Annotated in this window: 26 protein-coding genes; 7 read left to right on the forward strand and 19 right to left on the reverse strand. The window is 55.6% G+C overall.

What is annotated here, in order from left to right:
* Positions 1 to 5 precede the first annotated feature (5 nt).
* Positions 6 to 626 (reverse strand): guanylate kinase, encoded by a 621-nt coding sequence (gene gmk / locus AC1DYQ_RS21935; protein WP_477651217.1) that lies wholly within the window; start codon positions 624 to 626, stop codon positions 6 to 8.
* A 42-nt stretch (positions 627 to 668) separates the two neighbouring features.
* Positions 669 to 1586, reverse strand: coding sequence for a YicC/YloC family endoribonuclease (locus AC1DYQ_RS21940; protein ID WP_457282181.1), 918 nt, complete (start codon positions 1584 to 1586; stop codon positions 669 to 671).
* A 70-nt stretch (positions 1587 to 1656) separates the two neighbouring features.
* Here AC1DYQ_RS21940 and AC1DYQ_RS21945 point away from each other — a divergent pair, with 70 nt between their 5' ends.
* From AC1DYQ_RS21945 to AC1DYQ_RS21970, 6 genes are all read left to right on the forward strand, one after another.
* Positions 1657 to 2664 (forward strand): serine/threonine protein kinase, encoded by a 1008-nt coding sequence (locus AC1DYQ_RS21945; RefSeq protein WP_457282180.1) that lies wholly within the window; start codon positions 1657 to 1659, stop codon positions 2662 to 2664.
* Entirely contained in the window at positions 2661 to 3563 is a 903-nt protein-coding gene (locus AC1DYQ_RS21950; RefSeq protein ID WP_477688573.1) for a PP2C family protein-serine/threonine phosphatase, read from the forward strand. The genes AC1DYQ_RS21945 and AC1DYQ_RS21950 overlap by 4 nt, the downstream gene beginning before the upstream one ends.
* 135 nt (positions 3564 to 3698) lie before the next feature.
* A complete protein-coding gene (gene rph, locus AC1DYQ_RS21955; protein WP_477688574.1) occupies positions 3699 to 4427 on the forward strand; it encodes a ribonuclease PH in 729 nt (242 codons plus the stop codon).
* Between the two features lie 46 nt (positions 4428 to 4473).
* A complete protein-coding gene (locus tag AC1DYQ_RS21960; RefSeq protein WP_477688575.1) occupies positions 4474 to 5082 on the forward strand; it encodes a non-canonical purine NTP pyrophosphatase in 609 nt (202 codons plus the stop codon).
* Between the two features lie 14 nt (positions 5083 to 5096).
* On the forward strand, positions 5097 to 6287 hold the full coding sequence (gene hemW / locus AC1DYQ_RS21965; protein ID WP_477688576.1) for a radical SAM family heme chaperone HemW: 1191 nt from the start codon (positions 5097 to 5099) through the stop codon (positions 6285 to 6287).
* A 54-nt stretch (positions 6288 to 6341) separates the two neighbouring features.
* Complete coding sequence (locus tag AC1DYQ_RS21970) at positions 6342 to 6569, forward strand: hypothetical protein (RefSeq protein WP_477688577.1); 228 nt, start codon at positions 6342 to 6344, stop codon at positions 6567 to 6569.
* 69 nt (positions 6570 to 6638) lie between these two features.
* On the opposite strand, the gene AC1DYQ_RS21975 is transcribed toward AC1DYQ_RS21970, so the two are convergent.
* The 6 genes from AC1DYQ_RS21975 to AC1DYQ_RS22000 all read right to left on the reverse strand — a co-directional run bounded on the left by AC1DYQ_RS21975 (position 6639) and on the right by AC1DYQ_RS22000 (position 11707).
* Entirely contained in the window at positions 6639 to 7721 is a 1083-nt protein-coding gene (locus AC1DYQ_RS21975) for a hypothetical protein (protein ID WP_477688578.1), read from the reverse strand.
* A gap of 12 nt (positions 7722 to 7733) precedes the next feature.
* Positions 7734 to 8840 carry a DUF4034 domain-containing protein gene (locus tag AC1DYQ_RS21980; protein ID WP_477688579.1) on the reverse strand — a complete coding sequence of 369 codons (1107 nt, stop codon included), beginning with the start codon at positions 8838 to 8840 and terminating at the stop codon, positions 7734 to 7736.
* Between the two features lie 269 nt (positions 8841 to 9109).
* Positions 9110 to 9397, reverse strand: a complete 288-nt coding sequence (locus AC1DYQ_RS21985; RefSeq protein ID WP_477688580.1) for an I78 family peptidase inhibitor — start codon at positions 9395 to 9397, stop codon at positions 9110 to 9112.
* A gap of 397 nt (positions 9398 to 9794) precedes the next feature.
* The gene (locus AC1DYQ_RS21990) at positions 9795 to 10262 is read right to left on the reverse strand and encodes a hypothetical protein (protein ID WP_477688581.1); all 468 of its coding nucleotides are present in this window, start codon (positions 10260 to 10262) and stop codon (positions 9795 to 9797) included.
* 71 nt (positions 10263 to 10333) lie between these two features.
* Complete coding sequence (locus AC1DYQ_RS21995) at positions 10334 to 11101, reverse strand: hypothetical protein (protein ID WP_477688582.1); 768 nt, start codon at positions 11099 to 11101, stop codon at positions 10334 to 10336.
* 51 nt (positions 11102 to 11152) lie between these two features.
* A complete protein-coding gene (locus tag AC1DYQ_RS22000; RefSeq protein ID WP_477688583.1) occupies positions 11153 to 11707 on the reverse strand; it encodes a hypothetical protein in 555 nt (184 codons plus the stop codon).
* A gap of 473 nt (positions 11708 to 12180) precedes the next feature.
* Here AC1DYQ_RS22000 and AC1DYQ_RS22005 point away from each other — a divergent pair, with 473 nt between their 5' ends.
* The gene (locus AC1DYQ_RS22005; RefSeq protein ID WP_477688584.1) at positions 12181 to 12987 is read left to right on the forward strand and encodes a hypothetical protein; all 807 of its coding nucleotides are present in this window, start codon (positions 12181 to 12183) and stop codon (positions 12985 to 12987) included.
* 43 nt (positions 12988 to 13030) lie between these two features.
* Here the strand turns inward: AC1DYQ_RS22005 and AC1DYQ_RS22010 are convergent, their stop codons facing one another.
* From AC1DYQ_RS22010 to AC1DYQ_RS22060, 11 genes are all read right to left on the reverse strand, one after another.
* Positions 13031 to 13420: a hypothetical protein gene (locus tag AC1DYQ_RS22010; protein WP_477688585.1), complete on the reverse strand. Its 390-nt coding sequence runs from the start codon at positions 13418 to 13420 to the stop codon at positions 13031 to 13033.
* 168 nt (positions 13421 to 13588) lie between these two features.
* Entirely contained in the window at positions 13589 to 14116 is a 528-nt protein-coding gene (locus tag AC1DYQ_RS22015) for a hypothetical protein (protein ID WP_477688586.1), read from the reverse strand.
* Between the two features lie 151 nt (positions 14117 to 14267).
* On the reverse strand, positions 14268 to 14591 hold the full coding sequence (locus AC1DYQ_RS22020; RefSeq protein ID WP_477688587.1) for a hypothetical protein: 324 nt from the start codon (positions 14589 to 14591) through the stop codon (positions 14268 to 14270).
* Between the two features lie 100 nt (positions 14592 to 14691).
* Positions 14692 to 15063 (reverse strand): hypothetical protein, encoded by a 372-nt coding sequence (locus AC1DYQ_RS22025; RefSeq protein ID WP_477688588.1) that lies wholly within the window; start codon positions 15061 to 15063, stop codon positions 14692 to 14694.
* A gap of 101 nt (positions 15064 to 15164) precedes the next feature.
* Complete coding sequence (locus AC1DYQ_RS22030) at positions 15165 to 15710, reverse strand: hypothetical protein (RefSeq protein ID WP_477688589.1); 546 nt, start codon at positions 15708 to 15710, stop codon at positions 15165 to 15167.
* Positions 15707 to 15895 (reverse strand): hypothetical protein, encoded by a 189-nt coding sequence (locus AC1DYQ_RS22035; RefSeq protein ID WP_477688590.1) that lies wholly within the window; start codon positions 15893 to 15895, stop codon positions 15707 to 15709. Before AC1DYQ_RS22035 ends, AC1DYQ_RS22030 begins: the two co-directional genes overlap by 4 nt.
* Before the next feature lie 116 nt (positions 15896 to 16011).
* Complete coding sequence (locus AC1DYQ_RS22040) at positions 16012 to 16290, reverse strand: hypothetical protein (RefSeq protein ID WP_477688591.1); 279 nt, start codon at positions 16288 to 16290, stop codon at positions 16012 to 16014.
* A gap of 105 nt (positions 16291 to 16395) precedes the next feature.
* Complete coding sequence (locus tag AC1DYQ_RS22045; RefSeq protein ID WP_477688592.1) at positions 16396 to 16614, reverse strand: hypothetical protein; 219 nt, start codon at positions 16612 to 16614, stop codon at positions 16396 to 16398.
* A 211-nt stretch (positions 16615 to 16825) separates the two neighbouring features.
* Positions 16826 to 17503: a hypothetical protein gene (locus AC1DYQ_RS22050; protein ID WP_477688593.1), complete on the reverse strand. Its 678-nt coding sequence runs from the start codon at positions 17501 to 17503 to the stop codon at positions 16826 to 16828.
* 1853 nt (positions 17504 to 19356) lie between these two features.
* On the reverse strand, positions 19357 to 19710 hold the full coding sequence (locus tag AC1DYQ_RS22055; protein ID WP_477688594.1) for a hypothetical protein: 354 nt from the start codon (positions 19708 to 19710) through the stop codon (positions 19357 to 19359).
* Positions 19711 to 19791: 81 nt separating this feature from the next.
* Entirely contained in the window at positions 19792 to 20082 is a 291-nt protein-coding gene (locus AC1DYQ_RS22060) for a hypothetical protein (RefSeq protein WP_477688595.1), read from the reverse strand.
* Positions 20083 to 20580: the final 498 nt, after the last annotated feature.

The raw sequence follows: 20580 nt of genomic DNA on the forward strand, positions 1-20580 counted from the left end.
TGAAATCAGGGAATTTGAAGGGCCTGGAAGGTTTCGGCGCGGGCTCGCCGCTGGGCCGAAAACTTGAGCCTTTGGGCATGCACAATGGTTTTCAGGTCGAAAACTGCCCGCTCAAATAACTCGTTAATTATAACGAAGTCGAATTCCCGGGCCTGGGCCATCTCGGTGGCTGCGTTTTTGAGCCGCAATTCGATGACTTCGGCACTGTCTTCGCCACGCCGCTGCAGGCGCGAGCGCAACTCTTCCCAGCTTGGCGGGAGTATGAAAATCAGCACCGCATTGGCAAAAATCCGTTTGATGTTGATCGCACCCTGAAAGTCTATTTCCAGAATCACGTCGGCGCCGGTGGCGATTCGCTCCTCAATGGTCTGCCGCGAGGTGCCGTAGCGGTGGCCGTGTACATGTGCCCATTCCAGGAAGGAGTCACGCAGCACCATGCCGTCAAAATCCTCGGGCGAGAGAAAAAAGTACTCCCTGCCGTGCTTTTCCTGGCCGCGTGGAGGGCGTGTGGTGTGCGACACCGCGGGCTGGATGCGTGAATCCAGTTCCAGAAGGGCCTTGACCAGGCTGGATTTGCCGGCCCCGCTGGGGGCGGCTACAACAAAGAGGTTTCCGGGGTAGTCCATGCGTCCTGGGCGGTGATTTCGGTGTTTAGGCTAGGGGCGGGGCTATTCGACGTTCTGGACCTGCTCACGGATCTGCTCTATCAGCACTTTCATGTCGACAGAAATACGTGTCAGCTCGAGGGACGCCGATTTGGAGCCCAGTGTATTGGCTTCGCGGTGCAGCTCCTGGATCAGGAAATCCAGGCGCTTGCCCAGTTCCCCGCCGTTTGCCAGAAGGCGGTCAATTTCATCCAGGTGCGAAGAGAGGCGGGTGATTTCTTCCGCGACGTCAATGCGGATGGCAAAGGCTGTGGCCTCTGTCAGCGCCCGGTCCTGTGCAACTTCCGGCAGCGTGGCGCCGTCCGACAGCGCCATGGCTTCTTTCCAGCGTTCCAGGAAGCGGGTTTTCTGCTGCTCAACCAGTTTGGGCACCATGGGTACCGCCAGCGCTGCCAGCGCGCGCAGCTGTCCCGTGCGGTCAAGCAGCATGTCGGCCAGCCGGGCGCCTTCGCGTTCGCGGGCCGCCATCAGCTCTTTCAAGGCTTTTTTGGCCAGCTTGAGCAGCTCATCGCTGTAGTCATGTGGTTTTTTGTCCTCATTGGTGGCGATCCGCAGAATATCTGCCACGCTGAGTGCGGGTGCCTGCGGCAGCCAGGATTTGATACTGTCCTCCAGCGACCCGAGCCGTTGCAAGGTGGCCGAAGATGGCGCGCGCAGGGTGCTGGCCGAGGTACTTTCCAGCGAAACCCGCACTTCCACCTTGCCGCGCTTGAGCTTGCCGGTGAGCAATTCGCGCAATGCGGGCTCGGCCTGCCTCAATTCGTCGGGCAGGCGAAACGCCAAATCAAGAAACCGGCTGTTGACGGAGCGTATTTCGACGCCCAGACGGGAGCTGGCATCCGCGCCCGATTCAGTTTCCGGGGCGGATTGCGCCATGCTCGATTGCACGGCTGCATAACCCGTCATGCTGTAAACTGACATTTAAAAATATGCTTTACTAGAGAGAGAACAAGACCCAGACTGACCAAGTCATTCTGGTTCATCCCAAATTATGTCAAAGGTCAAGCCCGCACCATTGCCGCCCGACACCGTGATTGGTGGCTATCGTGTTGTGCGAAAGCTTTCAGCCGGTGGCTTTGGCGTAGTTTACTTGGCCGTCGACAACGAGGGCCAGCAGGTCGCCATCAAGGAGTACCTGCCGTCGTCCCTGGCTGGCCGGGCCCCGGGGGAATTGCTTCCGCAGGTCCAGGCCGAAAAGCTCTCGCTATACCGGCTGGGACTCAAAAGTTTCTTCGAAGAAGGCCGTTCGCTGGCCCAGATTTCACACGGCTCCGTGGTCAGTGTGCTGAATTTCTTCCGTGAAAACGAGACCGTTTACATGGTCATGAACTACCTGGAGGGCGGAACCCTGCAGGATTTCATCATCACGGCCCGTGAGCTGAAAAAGCAGAAGGTCTTCCGCGAGTCGACCATCCGTTCGCTTTTCGACGAAATCCTTCGGGGATTGCGCATCGTGCACCAGCACAAGATGCTCCACCTGGACATCAAGCCCGCCAACATCTTCATTACCGACGATAACCGTGCCGTCATGATCGACTTCGGCGCAGCCCGCGAGGTGCTGAGCAAGGAAGGCAACTTCATCCGCCCCATGTACACCCCGGGCTTTGCTGCCCCCGAGATGTACCGCAGGGACTCCTCCATGGGTCCCTGGACCGATATCTACGCGATCGGCGCCTGCATTTACGCCACCATGCAGGGCTATCCCCCCAATGATGCGCCGCAGCGCCTTGAAAAAGATCGTCTGTCGCTTGCCCTGTCCCGTTTGCGAGGCGTGTATTCCGACAACCTGATTGAAGTTGTAGAGTGGTGCATGTCCCTTGACCCCTTGTCACGGCCGCAGTCGGTATTTGCATTACAAAAAGAATTGAGCAGGGAAGGTGAGCGTCGTTACACCAAACTCACCGTCAGCGAAAAGGTTCGCCTTCAGTTTGACAACATGGTGTCTGACACAAAAAAAACCGCGCGCAAGGCCACTGGCTACGCGACTAAATTCAAATGAAATTCTCAGTCTTTCAGGTAAGCCGAAAAGGCGGGCGCGAGAAGAACGAAGACCGGATGGGCTATTGCTACACGCGAGAGTCGGGCCTGTTTGTGCTGGCAGACGGCATGGGAGGCCATCCTGAAGGCRAAGTAGCGGCGCAGCTTGCGCTGCAGACCATTTCCGCGCTGTACCAGAAAGAAGCGCGTCCCGTCATTGAAGACACCACCGAATTTCTTTCCACCGCGCTGATGGCGGCGCACCACCAGATCATTCGCTACGCCAGCGAAAAAGGCATGCTCGACACGCCCCGCACCACGCTGGTCGCGGCGATTTTGCAAGGCACCGGGGCCACTTGGGTCCATTGCGGCGATTCACGCCTGTATGTGGTGCGAGACGGCGAACTGCTGACACGCACCCGCGACCACTCCTACCTGGAGCAGCAGAGCGCCGGCGTCATCAAGCTCGAACGCATCAACCGCAACATCCTGTTCACCTGCCTCGGTTCTCCGACAAAACCTGTTTTTGACGTTGCCGGGCCCGTGACCCTGCAGCAGGGCGACAAGCTGCTGCTCTGCTCCGACGGTCTCTGGGGCAGCCTGAGCGACGAGGAAATTGTCCGCCAGCTGGCCGGCAAAGGGGTTTCGGATGCCGTCCCCGACCTGGTCGAAAATGCCTTGCGTACCGGCGGCGAACACAGCGACAACGTCACCGTGCTGGCCATGGAGTGGGAAACGCCCGACGCCTTCGAATCCACCCGGGGGGTGTCTACCGACAGCATCATGGACGGCGTTTTCGCCTCGACCATCCAGGCCGGCGTGCTGGATACCGTGGTGGACGACCTTGACGAAGCGACCATTGAACGCTCCATCGCTGAAATCAACGAAGCCATTCGCCGCTCGGCCGCAAGAAAAGCCTGATACCCCGGCTTAGCCGTTTCGGTGGCTGCGCCTTCGGCGCCGCTTGCCTCTCCCGTTCCCGCTCCATTCCAGTTCCATTCCCTTCAATTCCGCCATTCAGTCCCAGTCCGGCGACTTGCCAGAAAGCCACCCACCATGAGTCAGTTTGAACGAAGCGGCGCACGTGCGGCCGATGCCCTGCGTCCCGTGCGCATCACCCGCCACTACACGGCCTACGCCGAAGGCTCCGTACTGATCGAATTCGGCGGCACCAAGGTGCTGTGCACCGCCTCTGTTGAAGAAAAAGTGCCCGGCCACAAAAAAGGCAGCGGCGAAGGCTGGGTCACGGCTGAATACGGCATGCTGCCCCGCGCCACGCATACCCGCGGAGACCGCGAAGCCGCCCGAGGCAAGCAAAGCGGCCGCACCCAGGAAATCCAGCGCCTCATCGGCCGGTCGATGCGGTCGGTGTTTGACTTGAAGAAACTCGGCGAGCGCACCATCCATCTCGATTGCGACGTGATCCAGGCTGACGGCGGCACCCGCACCGCCAGCATCACCGGCGCTTTTGTGGCCGCGCAGGACGCCGTCAATACCCTGCTCGCCAGCGGCAAGCTCCAGCAAACGCCCATCATCGACCACGTGGCCGCAATCTCGGTCGGCATCGTGCATGGCACGCCCCTGCTGGACCTGGAATACACCGAAGACTTCGCCTGCGACACCGACATGAACGTCGTCATGACCGGCGCCGGCAATTACGTGGAAGTGCAGGGCACCGCTGAAGGTGCGGCGTTCTCGCGCAAGGAAATGGACGCGCTGCTGGTTCTGGCCGAAAAAGGCATCGTCGAGCTGGTCGGCATGCAGAAACAGTCGCTATCAAATTAATAGCTGCTTGCGCCCGACCGCATTGGTCTAGAGCCATTTTTTGCTTATGAAAATCGTACTTGCGTCGAACAACCAGGGCAAACTCGTCGAGCTCAGGGCCATGTTCCTTCCCCTGGGCCTGACGCTGGTCAGCCAGGCCGAGCTGGGCCTGCCGGAGGCTGACGAGCCCTTTCGCACCTTTGTGGAAAACGCACTTGCCAAAGCCCGCCAGGCGTCGCGCCTCAGTGGCCTGCCCGCGCTGGCCGACGACGCCGGTTTGTGCGTGGATGCCTTTGGTGGCCTGCCCGGCGTAGACACCGCGTTTTACGCCACGCAGTTTGGCTATGCCAAGGGCGACGACAACAACGTCAAAGCCTTGCTCGAGCAGATGGCCGGCCTGACGCAGCCCGCCCAGCGCCGCGCCGCGCTGGTCAGCACCCTGGTGGCGGTTCGGTCTGCTGAAGACCCGGAGCCACTGATTGCCTCGGGCCGCGTGGCCGGAGAAATCGCACCAGCACCGGTTGGCAGCAACGGCTTCGGCTTTGACCCGGTGATGTACATCCCCGAGTTCGGCCAAACCTTCGCGCAGCTGCCCGTTGAAGTCAAAAACGCCAACAGCCACCGCGGCAAGGCCGCACGGCAAATGATCGAACTCATGCGTGAGCGTTGGCTGTAACCACTCTTCCTTCTATGGCCCAGCAAGACATCCAGCACTACATGCGCAGCGGCACGCTGCAGCTGGCCGCGTTGCCGCCGCTGTCGCTGTACGTGCACCTGCCCTGGTGCCTCAAGAAATGCCCCTATTGCGACTTCAATTCGCACGAGGTCGCCGGCGAAATGCCAGAGCAGCGCTACATCGACGCCGTGGTGGCCGACCTGGAGGCAGCGCTGCCCCTGATTTGGGGCCGCATGGTGCACAGCATCTTCATTGGCGGCGGCACACCCAGCCTGTTTTCACCGCAGGCCATAGACCGTCTGCTTGCCGACATCCGCGCACGCCTCAGGCTCGAAGCCGACTGCGAAATCACCCTTGAAGCCAACCCCGGCACCTTTGAAAAAGACCGCTTCAAGGCCTTTCGCAGCGCCGGCGTCACGCGCCTGTCCGTCGGCGTGCAGAGCTTTGACGACAAGCACCTCAAGGCCCTCGGCCGCGTGCACGACCGCGCCCAGGCCATCGCCGCGGTAGAAGAAGCCGCACAAGCCTTCGACACCTTCAACCTCGACATCATGTATGCGCTGCCAGGCCAGACCATGCAAAGCCTGGAGCAGGACATGCGACAGGCGCTGGCACTGCAGCCGCCCCACATCTCGATTTACCACCTCACCATCGAGCCCAACACCTACTTCGCCAAATTTCCGCCCGTGGTGCCTGAGGAAGACACCGCCTACGCCATGCTCGACAAAATCACCGAGATCACGCAGGCCGCCGGGTTGCAGCGCTATGAAGTGTCCGCCTACGCCAAGCCCGGCCACCGCTGCTTTCACAACCTCAACTACTGGCAGTTTGGCGACTACCTCGGCATAGGCGCCGGCGCCCACAGCAAGCTCAGCTTTGCACACCGTGTGGTCCGCCAGGTGCGTTACCGGGAGCCCAAGCTCTATATGGAAAAGGCCCTGGCCGGCGAAGCCGTCACGCAAGAAACCGAAGTCAGCCGCGCCGACCTGCCGTTCGAATTCATGCTCAACGCCTTGCGCCTGCGCGACGGCTTCAAGCTGCAAGACTTCACCGAAAAAACCGGCCTGCCCGTCACCGCCATTCAGCGCGGCCTGGAAGAAGCCGAACGCAAGGGCCTGATCGAGCGAGACTTCGTACGCGTCAAGCCCACCGAGCGCGGCTTTGATTTTTTGAACGACCTGCAGACATTGTTCTTGGCCGACTAGCACCCACGTCAACGCCCAACGCCAACGTCAACGCAACATCCCTCTACAAAATCTATGGAAACATCCGCCGTTGTTTTTCTGGTTATCAGTTGCGCCGTCAGCTTCGCGTTGGGCCGGCTGTTTGTGCACTTCCGCGACAAAAAGCGCAAAGAAAAATCACAGGCCCGCGAAGCCGAAGCATTGCGCAACCGCCCGCCAGAGCCCGAGTCCCTCAACAAGGCCAAGCGCAAGCGGCAGCTTCAGCAGCAGAGCAAGCTCAGCAAGGGTCGTGATAGCCGTTAAGCCGGTTACGCGAGCCGTATCTTCCGGCACGATTCCGTCAGAAAATCCAGGGTCGTATGAGTGTTCGGCCTATCTGGCTGCCCATTTCGCGCAAGCTTCATACGATTTTCCGCTCAACCAATAGCTGCTGTTCAGTTCTTCCTTCGGCAATTGCTTCATGGCTTTCACAAACGCGGGCTTGTCTCGTTTGGCACATGCATAGCTCGGATAGACGTTTTTAAAGTACGGATCCGGATAACGCGCAATCAGGTCTTCAAAACTTGCTTTCATTCGCGGCCAGTTCATTTTTGATCCGGGCAGCAAAGCTCGAGTCCGGTGAATATAAAGCCGTGCATACATTGAGCTACCTTCCGTGGCCTTTTGCTGTTCGCTCCAGTAATTGATAAAAGCGTCAATGGCTTCCCAGTTCCCGCCCTCCGCCTGGGCCATGCTGTCCAGCGTATTCCGATAAAGATAGAAGTCCCGCGGCCAACGCTTGACCGCATTCCTCAAGGCCGCCTCAATATTGGCGTTGGGTTCTCTTGAGTTCAGCGCGATGTCGAGTGTCAGCATGTCCCACATCGGCGTGGCTTTCAACTCAGTGGGGGCGTTATCAAGTATTTTCTGGGCGGCGGCAAGCCTGCTGTCATAGAGCTCCCAAGCCTCGGGAGATATCGAGTTCGGCCCGCTCGTGCCGCGCGCTTCCCACGCACTGGCGTACTGGTAACGCGCCTCGGCAAAAACGGCGAAGTAAGAGTTCGGAACAACGGCCTTCCAGCGTTTGATTCGCTCTTCTTCCTGGGGCGACGTTCCTGGTGCGGGCATTGCCAGCTTGAACGCCATATAAGGAGCGGTAGCCATGGGCTCGCCTGCGGGGAAATTCTTGCCCGATGCGATCAACTCTTTTAGTGCCCGTTCCAGCGCCTTGAAGCTTTCCATTGTGTACAGCAGCTTCAGGTTTGACGCGGCGGTCTGATAGTTGGGCCAATAGTCGTTGTTGCATGGTGGCCCTCCGGGGGGCGTGTAGCAACGCCATGGCATTTCGTCGCCTGAGGCGGCAGATGCCGGGCCGACGAGAGCAGCCGCGAGCGCTGTAAAAATGCAACCCTTTTTCAGATGGCTGATCCAGTTGTAAAGAATCAACGCCTTCTTCAAATCGATGAGTTTCAGCATGCGGTTATGTCCCTATTTGGAAGCCCATAGCGTGCAGACATCGTACGAATGACTCTCAAGCCATATGCCGTGAAGAAGCTGCTCTTTTGGCAATTGGCTCATGGCTTTTGTGTATGCCAGTTTGTCCCTTGCGAAACAGGCGTACGCAGCAAAGTAGTTTTTGAATGCAGGGTCGGGGTAGCGTGTGGCCAGGTCTTCAAGGCTTGTCCGCATCCTCTCCCACTTCATTTTTGTGTCGCTCGGAAGAGCTGTTCCTGCCAGGCTAATATACAAACGCGCATACATCGACAACCCTTCGGTAGCCTGTTGTTGCTTGCTCCAGTGATCGATAAAAGCTTCCACAATCTCCCAGCTGCCGCCCCATTTGGGCGTCAACCGTGACACAGCATGTGTGTAGAACTCGAATTGACGGGGCCATTGCGTCACGGCAGCCTTGAACACAGGCGCTACTTTGTTCTTGTTCCTTGAGTCCAGCGCAATACCAAGGGCCAGGCCATGCCAAAGCGGCGTCTTCTTCGCGGCCGCAGGCGCGCTGTCGAGAAGCTTCTGTGCAGCCCGAAGTCTGCTGTCGAACAGCTTCCACGATTCGGGTGAAACGGTGCCGGCATACCCCTCGCCCCGCGCGTTCCATGCATCTGCATACTGGTAAGCAGCTTCCGCAAGGACGACAAAATGCGAATTCGGAAACGCGGCTTTCCATTGCGCCAGTTGCATGCGCTCATGTTCCCCCGCGCCTGGCCCTTTAAAAATCTGGTGGAAAGCAAAGTAAGGCGTACTTGACAAAGGCTCTCCCGTCAAAAAGTTTTTGTCAGAGCCCGACAGGTCTTTGAGCGCATGCTCAAGCAGGCCAAAACTTTTCAGCTGAGGGTTCAGGTAATAAAGCAGTTTCAGGCGGTCTGCACTGGTCGGGAGGTCCGGCCAGTCTTCGCCCTTGCAGACGTCACCTTGAACGCCATAGCAACTCCACGGGTAAATGCMCAGTTTTTTGAATTCCCCGGGTCTTGGCCCACCTGCTGATACCGCTTCAGAAGCAGCCACCGCAGCGGTGAGAAACCCGCTAAACAGCAAGGCAAACGCACAAGCTTTCTTCAGGAAGGCATTCCAGTTGTTGATTGACATTCGCAGCCTTTGATAAGTGGAGCAGATGGCCAGCAGAGGCTGCCGAACGAAGGAAGAATATCAGCAAGGGGTCGTTTGCATCCTGCAAACCGAGGGCTTGCGTGGGGAGGCAACAACAACATTCACGTTGGTATGTCGGCCCGCCAAACCTGGCAATCCATCGAACGTAGTCTGCTCAGCAAGGCCGGGCGCAAGCGGCCGCAGAAACTTGAAAACAAAAGAAGTCAAAAACCGCAAACGCTGGCCGACCTCCGCGTCAGCCTATTTTTTTAACCGCAGCTGACGTGCGTCACGCGCCCGGCCGCATCCACCGTCAGGCTCAGCCGATCAGCATTGAACTCCATCGTCACGACCTGCCCAGGCTTGAGCACCCGGACGGTTTTTGTGCCGGCGCGTGTGCGGGCTTCTTCTTCAAGTGCTGCGTTGGTATTGCGGCCCACGGCAAATTGGGCTGGTGCGGCGTTGCAAGGTCCGCTTGGTGGCGCAGATGCCGGGGCAGGGCTTCCTGCACAGGCAGATAGGGCTAGTGCAAAACCGGTGGAGAAAAGAGTGCGCATAGCAAAATCCTTTCATGGAAGTTTTAGAGCTTATTCCCGATACGCATGCTGCATGCTGGGGTAGACCGGATGCCTTCATCAGCGAGGAGTGAGTTGGCGAGCCAAACACACCGATATCAACGGCGAAGCAATGCTGTCTAGCGTGTATCCGGGAGTTCTTACTAGTTTCAGAATCTGTTGTTTGATGTTCGAAATGCTCAGAAACGTTGCCGTGCTTGTTCAGTTTCGAAGTCAACATTCGGCAATTCAAAAGACTAGCCTCTTGGCAAGCTAGTACTCGGCAGTGCACGCCCTGATGCATGGGTGATCACAGAAATTCCCCATAACTCGCCACTCGATGCGGCCGATGTCCACGACGTCGGTCCGTGCAGCCTGGCTTGAGTCGGTGAAAATCAGCTCACTCCTGCGAACGATCCTGGGGGCTCTCAAGCTCCAGTTTTTTTAGACTTTCGATGTCGTCTTGATGTTTCTTTTTCACTGCCGGCGGATCGTCCGAATCGAATACGAGCTCTTTGAGCCGAATAACATCCAGTCGCATAGCAACGGGTAACACCTGGTCGCCGAAGGCAACAGGCCTGGACATGATCTCTGAAAACGGAATTCCTTTTGCCCTAGTTAGCAAATCTCCGTGGTGAATGCCTTGGATATCGAACGGAATCTGCCCGTTTCCCTCTCCCATCATTCCTTCAATGAGCTTTTCGACATCTACCATTCTGATGATGGTCGAGAAGTAAGTAGCGAGCTTGCGTGCGGTAATCGGAGTGAGATTAAGGACGACATCAAGGTCATAAGTCTCACGCTCAAGTCCATTAGCGCGTGCTGYATGCCCCCCAATGACGACAAACTCAACGTCGTTGTCAATCATGTGCTGCGCGAGCTGACGTTGAGTCTCAATTAAGGGAGGCTGGGAACGCATAGCAAAACGAACTCATGCTCCTAGGTAGGCGCTCTTGAGAAAAAAGATGTATTGACCTCTGTAACTGTTTTATTCAGAAGCTTTTGAAATGCCGCAATCGCCACAGACTGGGCTGGGTGATTATTGCGCTCAATCATCATTCTCCTTGTGCGGAGATACGCTTTAACACCACTGCTGTCTTCAGAGTCTTGCCGCTGTTTTTCTAGCTCCTCTGCTTTTTTCACTTTCGCAGCGTCCATGTTTGTTCGGTATTCAGACACTATTCGTTGATATTCCGGCTCTGCCTCCGCAGTCTTTTCTTTTAGGATCGACATAAATAGCTGAACATCTTGTGGTTTCAACGAACGAAACATATATCCAAGACTTTGTTCAACGAACTCAGGACATTTGGAAAAACCAGATTCATTTATCTCATCCTTGATAAAAAAAGACGTGTTGCAATTACGCAGTACGGTCAAAGCCGCGTTTATGTACTCTTGCCTGAGCTTTATATAGTTCTCACGAGCTTCGAATTTGGCAGCTAACACTTGACGATCTTTCTGGACGAGTTCCCGTTGTCGATTACTAATTTCCAAATTTAGTTCAGCAACTCGTTTTTCCCGCTCATTAAGCAGGATTGTTTTTTGCGCGATTTCCTCATCCARGAGGGCCTTTTGATACACGGGTAAAACCGTGTAGAAGTACCCGACCCCAGCAAGTACCAGTAGAAAAACCTGAGAAATGTGCGAAGCGCGCGCGAACCAGTCGACCTGTGTCGAGACCGTCTTAGCCTTTAATACTTTCCCCATGGTTTCCTACCTCCCTTTTGAAACGCAGCGTTGGTCTAGCGTAGTGCTCTTCTAATTCTGAGAGGTAGGCGGTCGACCCATGCCTAAATATGCCTCAAGCTCCTTCAGCAATTCAGGAAGAAGCTGCGCGGCCGCAGCAGCGAATTTAAGGTGATCCAATCGACCGCCAAGCAAGGAATCAACACTACTACTAGCATCAACCCGATACTGTGGTGTCACAACCATCCACCTATCTTTTGCGCGTCCATCCCCTTGAAAATACTCAACGGCGTGTTCCCGCATGTTGCGCAAATCCTGGATATCTTGCCTAGAAAATTGATCAATCACCGAGAAGTCAACGCCGCTATAGAGACCAAGGCTCCTTGCCCAAGTGCAATATTCGAGTAATTTATTCGCGGCAATTACAAAAAAATGGTGTTCGCAAAGCACTGCCTGTTGCAACAGCATTCCCGCCACTGAGGGCCTACGTGATTGGCCTCTGAATAATTGCTCCGCGTCCCCGATCCGCTTTGACTGAAAAATAACCCCATGGGTCCACTCAATCAATCCGAAGAAGGCCATAGAGCATTCCTCATCCTTTGACATGATTGGTACGGTCTTGACCATGATTCTCCTCTCGGTCCCTTCTCATAAAGCATGATAGAGCACAAGGATCACAGCACGGAGTAGGATGCCTCAAACAATTCAGGAGGCTCAGTATGGCCGTCTTTGCATCACTAGGGGACGTACAAAAATTCGTAGATGCCTTTGGCAGGAACGAGATGCTCGCTAGACATCGCAGAGGAGGCTTTGACAATCGAGGGGGCAACTTCGTAGTCGAATGGCTTAACCAGGACGTCCAGACGATACAGGAACGAACCCAAGAGCAGGAGGAGTCAAGGAGACTAGAGACCCTGAACTTACAGAAACGAAATACATCGGCGACAGAACGGCAGGCACACGCTGCCGAAAGGGCTGTAGACCGAGCAAATATCGCGATCGTCGTGTCAATGATTAGCGCTGTCATAGCTTTGCTCGCCGTGTATTTTGGAAAATAGGACATCCCGGCGACTGTCCCATCAGCTGATGGATGGGTTGCCATGCTGAGAGCCTACGTGGATGCGAGCAAAAAAGGCGACGTTTTCACGGTCGCTTGCGTGGCTTTCGGCCTAGATAGGGCCGTCAAGGCAGAGCGCAAGTGGGTCAACCTCTACGGCGACCGACAAGGGCACATGGCCGACTTACACGGCGGGAAAAAGGAATTTGCCGGGATAACGCCAGAGGAGGCTGACCGTCTTTGCAGAGGCTCGATTTCGCTTATCAACCAATTTGCTTCAAAGGTTGTGGTCGTTTCCTGCAACGTGGAAGAGATTGTTAGACAACTACCAAGAACAGATCGCCCAGAAGATCACTGGATCAATCACGGCTATCGGGGGATTTATCCTTGTTGCCTGCATCTGGCAATGGGCGCAATGGGCGAATCTGTTCAGGGACAGAAGATCAGTTACTGGATGGAGGCTGGCGACGAATTCTACGGTTCCGCAGCGCAGTTCCTGGCTCACATTAATCAGCCGTTTGGCAAGATTCTTCAGGACTACTACGCAATGGCTTCGGCCGCCTTCCTGCCTGCATCTAAGGCTCGTTTGTTTGAAACGGCGGACATCGTCGCATGGGAGTGGGCAGAGCATATCAAGCGCACCCAGGCCGGAAACGAGCGTGTTAGAGGGTCGCTGCCCGAACTAATGGGGCACCCGGTCACCATGGTGGGAAAGACGCACGTTCGCAGCGAATCACGCTACGCAATTCACTATTCCGGCGAACCGGTGACGAAGTACATGCAGGCTATGCAGCGTCTGATGGACGCTTCTTCGGTTGAGGAGCTGGTTGCTTTAAGGATAGTGCGATGACCTTGACGGTTTTCTATGGTTTCGCATGCGAAACCGGCAACGTTCACGAGGAAGTTTCCTTCCTCAGCGCATTGATCACATACAACCAGGGTAGCAGCCACATTGCAGAATAAACCATGAATACCCATGGGATTGGGTCCGACGAAGGAAGACTGGGTCCAAGGTAAGACGTATAGAAATCGACACTCCAAAGTACGTTCAGCACACCGAGGAGCGGAGCCAGCGCCACCACCCACGCCCCGGACACCCTTGCTCTTTTCACAAACAGGAGTAAAGCGATTGGTACTGCTGCGCCAACAACGGGAGTCCAGAGTAAAAGTGAATCAAGTGCGCGCAGGGGAGAACCCCATCCACCCAGTGCTAATGCTGCTGGCCAACTCACGAATCCAATACCAATCGCCAACACGATTCCGACAATTTGCATAACGCTCATCCCCATTATTTAGGGCATGGTATCGCACGCGTTATCCCGGTCGGGACGTCAATTGCGGGCATAGCAACCGGCGCGTGGAACAGGGAAACATACCGCTAAATATAAAGTGACCATCAGGGACTTCTTCCTCGTCGTCGGCCAGGAGTTGGTCTATTCTTCGCGGGTACGTCACGGCGCGGACTCGATTGCAATGGGTGGTGTCTTGATGTTGGTTGGAAGCGCAGGGAAAACCTCCCACAGACGACTTCTTTGCTTATGGAAGGCATCTGAGTCCAGGAACCTCCAATCTCGGTTGTTCTCAACGGCGCGTGCCGCTACCAGATACCCTTTCATGACTTCGCGTTTTTCGTTCATGCGCACGGTCATGCGGCGCGGGAGAAAACAAACAATTTCCACTGAAGCAATGTAGCAGGCACTGGGCCTTGCGAGCTCCGTCTTCTCAAGAACGATACCGAGCGCTCGGGGCCTCAGCATTGCTTCTCTAATTATCAGAATGAGCTGATCTCGTGGGATCTTGTACTTCTCTATCGAAGAGTGAGTCATTCTTAGATAGGATTCAGCATCTGCACGCTCGTAGGCATCAGTAAATACCTTTGCCTGTTTTAGCAACGTCGGAATCTGCTCTTCAGGAACGGTCGTTTGTGCAAGCAGCCGCAACGGCAATGAGCTGACGAGCAAGGCAGTGAGTATCTTCATGGCGCTTAACGTAGAGATGACCGGGCTACCAACATGAGCGTCGGAGCTTGTTGTTGTTGGTGGTTAGCTATCATCGTGGGAATGCCTCGATGTGATGCCTGAGAATTGACGACTCGCCGCAAAAATAAGCCTCATTGATGGTGACACACGTTCACTCGGGCACCACCTTCCTGAAGTAGAAGACCTCGTTCTTGAGACCTGACAGGAGGGAGAGGTCAAAAAAATCCAATAGAGTCCAGTTGTTCGCGCCGCATTCAAGGTGTAAATCGGAAGACAGACGAGATATCTCGATTGTTGGGCTGCCAACCATTTGCTGCATCCGCAGTTCCAACTTCGCTGGTATATCAGCTTGCTCAAGTTGAACGTGCACGGTTTCTTTCTCTCGAATGTACGCGAGGCGCCGGCCGTTGCAAAGGATATCCATCGGTACAAACTTGCCATACCAGCCGGGGTTCCGCGTGACTATGACCTTCATGACGGGTAGCGTAGAGGTACCCGGCGACTTGCGCCAGGAGCCCACGAAGCGGACGGAGGCCGCAAGGCATCCGGGTTGAGTGAATGGTAATAAATCTGCGTCATGCAGCCTCCGAAGCGGCGCTGCGCCGACTGCCGAGTTCGAACAAGGCAGCGGCGGCAACGACAATCCACAGGTAGAGCGGGGACAACACCAGAAGGTACAGACACCCTTCGCTAAATTCGAGGGCAAGGCACGTGAACGGTGGGCCAGCCAATAGCAGGGCCGGAAACACGGCCAATGCCGCTGCGATTAAGCCTCGCCGCGAACGCCATGCCACCACAGCAACGAATACATATGGACCGAGCAAAACAGCAGCCCACAAAAGACTCGCTGCACTGAGCTCGAAGAGAAAATAGGATCGATAGATGCTCCACGCCATAGCCAAGCCGCCAACCAAGGCGGGAAGAATCAAGAGCAATTGGCGTTGCATCGCTGAGTTCTAACGTAGAGATGACCGGACCATCAACATAAGCGGCGGAGCCGCCTCCTGCTGGTGTAGGTCCGCGTCGATTGACATGTTATGCAGGGCATTCACAGGCTGCACATCATGGACACAACGACCGAGTGATCAAGCTTACTACCAGCAGTGTCGTCAAATGGGCCCTCCGATATATCAATCAACACCCGCGTGAGCCTAGGATTGAACCGCTTCATGTACTCGCGAACGCGCTCTGCCCGCGTTCCAATGAGTTGATAGTCTCGCCTAGGAAGGGACGTAGGGGCAACCGAGTATTCGATGCGTACCCAAGACTTTGCCGCCCAGTCCGGCCCGCACTTCGCCACCATTTCCTCGGTTGCACGGTCGAGCGCCGAACTTTGTTCATTTGAGATCGAAACTGTCGATTTTTCGAACACCAGTCGCGCTCCCGCAGTTCCCGCTGGGGGCGATCTGCTGTTCGCCCAGGCATGCGACAGCAGAAATGAGATCGAGAGGACGATCGCGGGAATGAGCACGGCGTTGCGCACTGTATAACGTCGGAGATAACCGGGCCACAACATTTGCGGCGAAGCAGCCTTTTTCCGTTGTGGATCCGTGTCGATTGACAGGTTAGGTCGGATCGAGTTCTGAATAGTCATTTGAGACTCCCTTCTCCGCCGAGCACCTCAACTTGAGCGCCAATGGACTCAAGCCAGTGGCGCATTGGATCAGTGTACTGCCCATCGACAAGTTCAATTTGCACGAGCTCCCTCGCAAGGGTACGCTTTACGATTGCCTTGGCCTCCGTGCGCGACATCGGTGAAGACAACTGGAGGTGCTTCATGAGCATCTCTTTCACATAGCGGTCCATCCCCGGAAACCATGCTCGAGACGCATCCCAACTCCTTACGGTGAGAGTAACAGGCATAGGCATGTGGTGATCTAACGTAATTTGGAATATCAATCGCCAACTAAATTGGTGATTCCTGTGGCGTCAATCCGGCAGAGCCACTTAACGTGTGACCAGGTGCCGGTTGTATTGGCCTCAACAATTCCTCGGGCAAAGAGTATTTCGTGGAGGCCGTCGTTATATAGATTCTCCTCTTGAATTTCGATTAGTAGCCCCTGCACGAGAGCAACGGATATACCCGTCACGTCGGCCCTGTCATCAGTTTGGGACAGCATCACGAGATCGTGTTCTATGAGTTCGTTGAAATCAACAGAAAAGCGAGATGTCATTTCGAAGGTCCGCTTCTGGCCGATAGCAGTCGTTAGGTATTAGACTTGATTACGCTGCCTTTCTCCAATTTTCCTTATTGGATGAATCGGTCCGATGTAAATATCTCAGCTCGCAAAGGGAAAGCGTAGAGCGAAGATGATGTAAAGGCCTATGGCGATCTCGCCCAGGCCGATGAGGATCGCCGGAAGCCCTTCAACGACACGCTTCTCATCGCTATCTCCATTCCACGTGAATTTAGCTTCTCGTCGCAGAACACTCTTCACGCCCGCTGCGATCGATGCGAGGCCAAACAGTACGGTGATGATTTTTAAAAGCAATGCCATGAGACGCCTAATGTTAGAGGTGACCGAACCACAATAGTAGCGGTGGAGCGGCCTTTTTTCTGTTGTGAGTCTGTGTTGATTGACGGGTTAAGCATCTCTATCAACCCTCAAACCTGACACTGCCGGCGATGCGTCTGGCGGTGGGCGCATGCTTGTTGTTCTCGGTCACGGCTACGGCCACCAGGATTAGGCACCTTTTTTGTGCGCACAGTTATTGTTCCGTACCTTGAACGAAAGCACTCAGCGTAGGCATAGTGGTATTTGTACGTTTAGCGGAAAGCATACGATCGCCGGGAAGGAGGTAATACCAATTAAGAACCGGAGCCTCCGCTGGAAATGGTGGGGGAACAAAATCGAACGACCCGTCGATGGTCGTAGCAGCGTCACCAAGCAGGCGAAGTGAAAATGTCACAACTGAAGCAGAGGTACGGGCCACCGTTCCCTCAACCATCAGCCTACGCATACCAGGAGGCGAGTAATCGCCCAGGTCGATGGAACCATGAAAGTGTTGCGCACCTGAAACCTCACACAATCCGGCAAACCCAAACTTTTCCAGAATCATTGCTGGCAGAAAAAATGACTGCCTGGGGTCAAAGCCATCAGGGTGATTGAACGTTTTTTCATCAAGGCCGTGAAAGAGGTGTCGCCCGCCAGAAAGCCGGTAAGACTCGGCGACCGCGACACCCTGGATGACGCGCGAAAACATTTGTGCGTTACCCAGGTGGCGTACCTCTACCTCAAAAGATTCTTTCGGGTTTTGTTCATTGGATGAGATTAGGCGCAATGACTTTGCCACCATCCAACTTTCTTTGTCAGAGCATGCGGCATGACTGGATGTGACCTGAAATAGTGCAATGGCAATTGAGATACAAAAAAGACGCATGGTCAAGACACTCAACGTTGATAAGTGAACCGCACACAGAGGCTTGGCGCTATAAGCCGCGCCGAAAATCGATCGCCTCGCGGAGCCACCGCGTTGTGTGCCGGTCTCGATCGGCCTGTTACGCAGCATGGCCAGGCCGCTCCTTGCTCCGATGCGCCATCCAATAGGCCAACACTGCGAGCGCAATGACCAGTGCCTGAACTGGAAAAAGAAGCACCCATGCGATTTCGGTGTCCCTGTAGCCTCTCGCCAAGAGGCTGGCCATCCAAACACAGAATGCAATGAGAGCTGCATTCCCCGCGGCGAGAGTAGCAAGCCATAGCGTAACGCTCGCACGGGCTCCCATCAAAATCAACGCGGAGCAATACAAGACGGCAGAGCACCAAGCATAGTTCGCCAAAAAGTGTTTCCACTCAAAGCCCGTGTTGCCAATGAATTGCGAGTAAACCAGGAATATCGGACCAGGCAGAACAAGAAGCGAAACAATCGCAATGACTCTCATGGTGCGGCCTAACGTTGGAGTTGATCGGCGAGCGGGAGACGTGTGCACGGAGCGCATTGAAGCACTCGGGCGTCAGTGTCGAACGGCTTGTTTGATGCCATTGCCACTAGTGGTTCCTCAGATAGTTCCGGGCAGTGTAGATACCAGCCGTCGCGCAAAGCCCGCCAACTAACCAAGCGAACGCCAGCCCGAACCATGCAAATCCTAAGGCCACTCCGATGCAACCGCCGGGGGGACAAAACTTTTCGTTCGCAAGGTGCAGCAGTGCACCGCAGAGGATGGTCCATCCAATCCACCCGGTCCATAGAAACCTGCGAAGCCGGTGCAATGGGAGTTCGTCGGGATGATTCAAGAATGCACCAACCGCAAAGCCAACCCCAAAAATAGCGAGTACGAGGAGGAGCAGCGTTTCCATGGCATCTAGCGTTTGACTTAAGCGGACCGCCGTAGGCGGGTCCGCTTGAAGGAAGGGTTGGGGCGCATTGTTGCCGGGCTTCCCGTGTGCTGGTGACGCTAGCGATGAACAGGAGAAGTTTGATTGCTCAGGCGGTGCTTGTATTCCTGCACCCAGTCACGGTACCCGGTGCCCCATTTCGTTTCGACCTTGGTTGAGACGACTCTAGAGAGGCTTTCGTCGTATCTAACGATGAGAATCGACGCTCCAATGCCGAATGGGTTATGCCAACCGTCGAATCCCTTCTCTGAGTAGTTGGCATCTGGAACTCCGAGGACGGCATGTACGGCCGAACRTTCCTGACCAGGTCCAATGTCCAGCCAGCGCTTGGGCATGAACAGACTTGGCATGAACGCGAAGCTCATAGCGGCGATGAAGAGGGGCAGCAATGTTATTGCGAGTGACCGTAGGTTCATGTGCGCCCTAACATTGGCGTTGACCGGCGCACATGAGGCAAGTGCGCGAAGCGCACGGAAGCATCTGTGCGTTCGTGTCGAACAACCCGTTATGCCGCATGCTTGTCAACCTCGTGTTCGTAGCTGGTTGACTCAGTCGGCTCGCGGTAGTGGTACCACGCCTCGTGCGGAGAGAATTTCTCACATCCATAGCATTGAGTACTGGGCCACTTCACGCCACAGCCAGGACAGACGCCGCGCGTCCAAAAGGTGTTCCAGGTGGTGCCGCACGAGGGAACGCAATCCCAGACGTCGTAGGGACCCGGTCGCCACTCGCACTTCGGGCAATAAATGTCCGCCTTGTCATTGCTCATTGCACGACCTCAAACGGCAAAGATACCGGTCCTGCGGCATAACGTTGGAGGTAACCGGCACGCAGCAACTGCCGCGAAGCGGCCTCTTGCTGCTGCATGTCCGTGTTGACTGACCTGTTAGACATGAAGCGAAGTCAAGCTGGCTTGGTTAGCGCTTCACGCATCGCGCGTAAAAATACGTTCACGCCCGCCATCGCGGCATTGGCCTGAAGGCCCAACCGCCGACATTCTTCCGAGACTTTTGTGTAAATCTGCTCGGCAGAACCAACTCTCTCAATGGGATTGGCAGGCAATTGATCGGCAATCGTGTGGAGCGCATTAAGACCGCTCATGAATCCCAGGACCCACTGCTTTTGCGGATCGGTCGGACCACTAAGCCACGCCTCGCAATTGGGCGGCCCCAGTAGCACGGGATCGCGGGACGAGCCTTGCGCGGACGCGAAGAACGGCAGTACTGCGACAGAAAGGATGATGAGAGATTTTTTCATGTCTAACGTAAAAATGACCGGACCACCAACACTTGCGGCGGAGCCGCCTCCTGCTGTTGTGGGTCCGCGTCGATTGACATGTTAGATTGCGCCACGCAGGACGGCGCTCGCAATTTGGTACGACACATGTTCCACCTGCCCCTTCCCGGGGTAGTCGTCGGGCACGATCTCAATTTGTTCCACCTGAAGAGAGCCGCTCAATTCACCGTTCGCACGTGCGACTCCCGCTAGCACCTCTTGTGTGTAGTTCTCCAGGTCGAACTTCACTGTCGAATCGCTCCGGTCCATTGCAACACGTCGCACGACGGGAGGCCCCGCGGCGGGCGAAACACCGAACTTGATTGAGACGAGCACGGCTTTCGGCCCCGTCACGTGCTGGGCTCGGTAGTAGACGTCTCGTTGAAGGTGCATGGTTCCGCGCAATCTAACGTGAAATTGAGCGGCCGCCGTAGGCGGTCCGCTCGAATGATAGGTTATACGTCGCGCGGTGACTTGCTATCCGCATGGGTTCTCCATTCCAAGCCGCCGGCAGAAGTACTCTTCGTACCCCCATCCTGGTACTGCATGGCGAAAACAATCCGAGCCCATATAAAGGGTGCGGGTGACACCGCGGCCAGTTTTCACAGCGACTGACGTTGGCGTCGCTGATGTCGCCCAGTAGGTGTCCAGTTCGATATCTTGCTTTAACGTCCCAGGAAAGAAAGCTGCGGTCTTGTCTCCGCGGAAACAGTACCGGAGTTGGCCGAGATTCTCACGCAGGAACCGAAGACGCTCTTCAGGTACATCACTGGCACCGATGTTCGCCAGAGTTCTTTCTCTATCGGATACCCACACGCCATCGAGCCGCTCGTCAGGCTTGCCGCTGAAAGA

The sequence above is a fragment of the Polaromonas sp. P1_F4 genome, assembly GCF_056405675.1.